We start from the raw sequence: 3,994 nt of genomic DNA, 5'->3' as shown, positions 1-3,994 counted from the left end.
GGGGTGACGGGGGGGGGGGGGGGGGGTGTGGGTACGGGCGGGATGTCGCCCGGCAGCACGCCGTGGGCGCGCGAAGGGCCGCGACGGCGGGAGGCCCGAGTGGTGGGCCGTACAGGAGATCCGGGGCGCGCGGGCGCCCGGGGGTGCGTGACCGCGAGGGTCAGGCGAGCCCGCGGAGCATGAGGTTCCAGTAGAGGAACGGCAGCCCGCGCCGCTTGAGGTACCACATGTCGGTGCGCTCGCGGACGGTGTTGATCACCGGGATCGACGGGGCGGGCCGCCCGCTGTAGTCGAACTCGGCGAGCAGCATCTTGTTGCGGGCGGTGGTCAGCGGGCAGGAGGCGTATCCGTCGTACGCGGCCTCGGGCTCGCGGCCGTCGAGGGTGGCGAGGAGGTTCTCGACGAGCACCGGGGCCTGCTTGCGCACCGCGGCACCGGTCTTGGAGTTCGGGGAGGATCCGGCGTCACCGAGCGCCCACACGTCGGGGTAACGGACGTGCCGCATGGTGTACTTGTCGATCTCGACGTAGCCGGCCGGGTCGTCCGCGCCGGCGAGCGGGCCGCGCTTGATCCAGTCCGGGGCGCTCTGCGGCGGCACCAGGTGGGCGACGTCGTACGGCAGGGTCGTCCTGCCCCCGGTCCCCAGATCGGTGACGACCACCTCGCGGGCCTCCGGGCGCACCTCGGTGACCTCGCTCCCGTAGTGGACCTTGATGCCGTAGCGGCGCACCACGCCTTCGAGGACGCGGGCGAACTCCGGGACGCCGAAGATGGCGGTGCCGGGGATCACCAGGTGGACGTCGATCCTGCCGAGCACGCCCTGCCTGCGCCAGTGGTCGGCGGCCAGGTAGGCGATCTTCTGCGGGGCGCCGCCGCACTTGATGGCTCCCGCGGGCATGCTGAACACCGCGCTGCCGGAGCGGGTCCCGCGGATGAAGCGCCAGGTCGCGGGGGCGTGCTGCGGCAGGTAGTTGCTGGACAGTCCGTCCTGGCCGAGCCCGGCTTCCAGACCCGGTATCCGGTCCCAGTCCAGCTGGATGCCGGGGCAGACCACGAGGTGGTCGTAGGAGACCGTGCCGCCGTCGTCCAGCGCCACCTCCCGGGCCTCGGGGTCGACGGCGACCGCGGCGCGGCGTATCCACTGCACGCCCTTCGGCATGACGGACGCCTGGGGCCGGATGCTCTCCGCCAGCGGCGCCCGGCCTCCGCCGACCAGCGTCCACAGCGGCTGGTAGTAGTGATGACCGCTCGGATCGAGCACCGCGACGTCCCGCTGGCCGGCGCGGCGCAGCCGGGCCGCGACCGAGATCCCCGCGGTCCCGCCGCCGATGATCACGATCCGGTGATGCCTGGTTATCAAGTGGACCCTCCCTGGCGAAATGTACGGACATTAAGCTAGGTCGGACCCGCCGCAGACCGCAAGCCATTGTCCGGACATTTGCCTCCGGGGCACGGCGCCGCCCTGATCGACCGCCACGGGCGGCGTCCGGCCGATGTGCCGAACGGGACTTGCGCGGATTCCCCAGCACCCGGCAGAGCGTGATGACACGATGAACGGGCCATGGTCAGGCCCGACTTGGAGGTCGTCGTTGCCGGGTGACAAGCGGAGCGTCCAGGAGAGAGTCGTGCCCACCGCACGGATCACCCCCGGAGACTTCCCCACCAGCCCGCTCGCCCTGCGCTTCGCCGACCCCGCCGGACAGGCCACGGCCCGCGCCTTCGCCACCGGGCAGGCGGACGCCGCCACCGAAGCGGCCGGCCTGCTGGCCCGGATGTGGGAGACCGCCGCGGACCGGCCCGCCCGGGTCGCCGCGCTGGCCACCGTCCACGCGCGGCTGGTCGACTGGCGCTACCGCCTCGCCGTCACGATGGGCCCGCCTCCCGGCATCGCCGGCACCGCCTTCGACCCGGAGCGCTTCCGCACCCCGATCCGGGAGGGCGACACCAACTACGACCGCCTCGGCGAGGTCGGCCGTCTGCGCGAGGGCGCCCGATGGGACCGGACCACCCGCACCTACACCGGCGGCCGCGCGACCCCGGCCTGGGACGCCATGCTCCGCTACGGCCGTCTCGCCGAGCGGCGCTTCGCCGCCGAGGGCGTCACGGGCGACATCCTCCAGAACCGGGTGCTCCTGCCGGACGGACGGCGGATCGCCGGCAACCGCCTCCTGCGGGGCGACGCCGCCCGCCGCACCGACGCCGAACTCGTCGCCCGGTACGCGGCCCGCGGCCTCGACACCTCCTGGATCGAGAGCGGCGGCACGCCGATCTACACCGCCACCCCCGCGCCCCGGGACGGCGCCGTCCTGCACGCCGCCGCCCTGGACCTCCTGGCCCGCCCCCGCCTCACCACCGAGGACTACCTGCTGGCCCGCTACCTGCTCTTCCAGGCCCCGCGGACCAAGAAGGGGAGCGACGCCGTGACCAGGACGTTCATCGTCGCGGTCGGCGCCGTCGCCCTCCCCGGCACCGCGCCCGCCCTGCCCGAGGACATCGACCTGCGCAGCTACGTCCTCGGCCGGCCCCGCGTCCGCCCGTAGCCGGGCAGCGCCCGCACGGCTCACCCGACGGTCCCCGGTCGGCCCCCGCCCGAACTCGCCCCCGGGCCCGATCTGCCTCCGGGCCCCAGGATAATGATCTTGTTTGTCGGGCGGGGCCGAGCGAGGACGGGCGGCATGCGGATCAAGGTTCTGGGGCCTCTTCAGGTCGTACGAGGAGAGGACGGGCGCACCGTCGAGGTCGGCGGGGCGCGACTGCGGCTGCTGCTGGTCCGACTGGCCCTCGATCCCGGGCGGGTGGTCACCCGCGAGCGGCTGGTCGACGACCTCTGGGGGGACACGCCACCGGACGAGCCCGCCGGCGCCGTGCAGTCCCTGGTCTCCCGGCTCCGCCGGGCGCTGGGGGCGGACCGGACGGTGATCGGCTCGCATCCCGCCGGGTACCTGCTCGACCTGCCCCGGGCGAGCGTGGACGCCTGGGACTTCGAGCAGCGCGTGACGGCCGGGCGGGCGGCGCTGGCAGCGGGCGGGTTCGCCGAGGCGGCCACCGTGCTGGGCGAGGCGGTGAAGCTGTGGCGCGGGGCGCCGTTCACGGACGCCGAGGGCGCCGGATTCGCCGCCGCACCGGCGGCCCGGCTGGCCGAACTGCGGCTGTCGGCGGCCGAGGACCACGCGGACGCAGTCCTCGCGCTCGGCGCGGCCGACCGGGTACCGGGGCTGGTCGCGGAGCTCACCGAACTCTGCGCGGCCCACCCGCTGCGCGAGCGGGCCGCAGCCCGTCTGATGCGCGCGCTGGAGACGAACGGGCAGCAGGCCGCGGCGCTGGAGGTGTTCGAGCGCACCCGGCGGGCGCTGGCCGGCGAACTGGGCGCCGACCCGTCCGCCGAACTGCGGGACGTCCACCTGCGGGTGCTGTCCGGCGCCGAGCCGCCGAGGTCAGGACCTGCCCCCGCGCCCGTGGGCAGCCCGGCCGGACGCGCCGCGCTGCCCACCTGGCTGACCGGCCTGGTCGGCCGCGACGACGCGGTCACGGCGATCCGGGAGCGGCTCGGCCGGTCGCGCCTGGTGACGCTCACCGGGCCGGGCGGCGTCGGCAAGACCCGGCTGGCGGTCGCGGTCGCGGCCGCCACGCCCGCCGGAATCGACGTACGGCTGGCGGAACTGGCCGAGGTCAACGCCCCCGACGTCAACGCCCCCGCCGTCAGCACCCCCGACGCGGTGGCCCGGGCCGTCCTGACGGCGGTCCGTCCGCCGCAGGACTCCGGAGTGCCGGCGGACGGACTGCCCGTCGGCACCCCGGCCGGCGATCCGGTCGACCGCATCGTCCGCGCGTTGGAGGGCCGCGAGACCCTGCTCGTCCTGGACAACTGCGAACACGTGGTCGAGGCCGCGGCCCGGCTGGCCCACCGACTGCTGACCGCCGTGCCGGGCCTCACCGTGCTGGCCACCAGCCGGGAACCGCTCGGGCTGACCGGCGAGACCCTCTGGCCGGTACC

3 protein-coding genes are annotated in these 3,994 nt (G+C 75.3%); 2 read left to right on the top strand and 1 reads right to left on the bottom strand.

Features of this window, described 5'->3' with window-relative positions:
- Positions 1-160 precede the first annotated feature (160 nt).
- Positions 161-1,360 (bottom strand): FAD-dependent oxidoreductase, encoded by a 1,200-nt coding sequence (locus ACIQOV_RS31115; RefSeq protein ID WP_401053980.1) that lies wholly within the window; start codon positions 1,358-1,360, stop codon positions 161-163.
- A gap of 265 nt (positions 1,361-1,625) precedes the next feature.
- Between ACIQOV_RS31115 and ACIQOV_RS31110 the strand changes: the two genes are divergently transcribed.
- Both ACIQOV_RS31110 and ACIQOV_RS31105 read left to right on the top strand, forming a co-directional pair.
- Positions 1,626-2,540: a hypothetical protein gene (locus tag ACIQOV_RS31110; RefSeq protein WP_401053979.1), complete on the top strand. Its 915-nt coding sequence runs from the start codon at positions 1,626-1,628 to the stop codon at positions 2,538-2,540.
- 135 nt (positions 2,541-2,675) lie between these two features.
- Positions 2,676-3,994 (top strand): BTAD domain-containing putative transcriptional regulator (locus ACIQOV_RS31105; RefSeq protein ID WP_401053977.1); only part of this gene is annotated, 1,319 nt, incomplete at its 3' end.

The sequence above is a fragment of the Kitasatospora sp. NPDC091257 genome, from assembly GCF_044757675.1.
GTDB lineage: Bacteria > Actinomycetota > Actinomycetes > Streptomycetales > Streptomycetaceae > Kitasatospora > Kitasatospora lactacystinica.
Note: the sequence above shows the minus strand (reverse complement) of the source record. Positions and strands in the feature narration are given on the sequence as shown.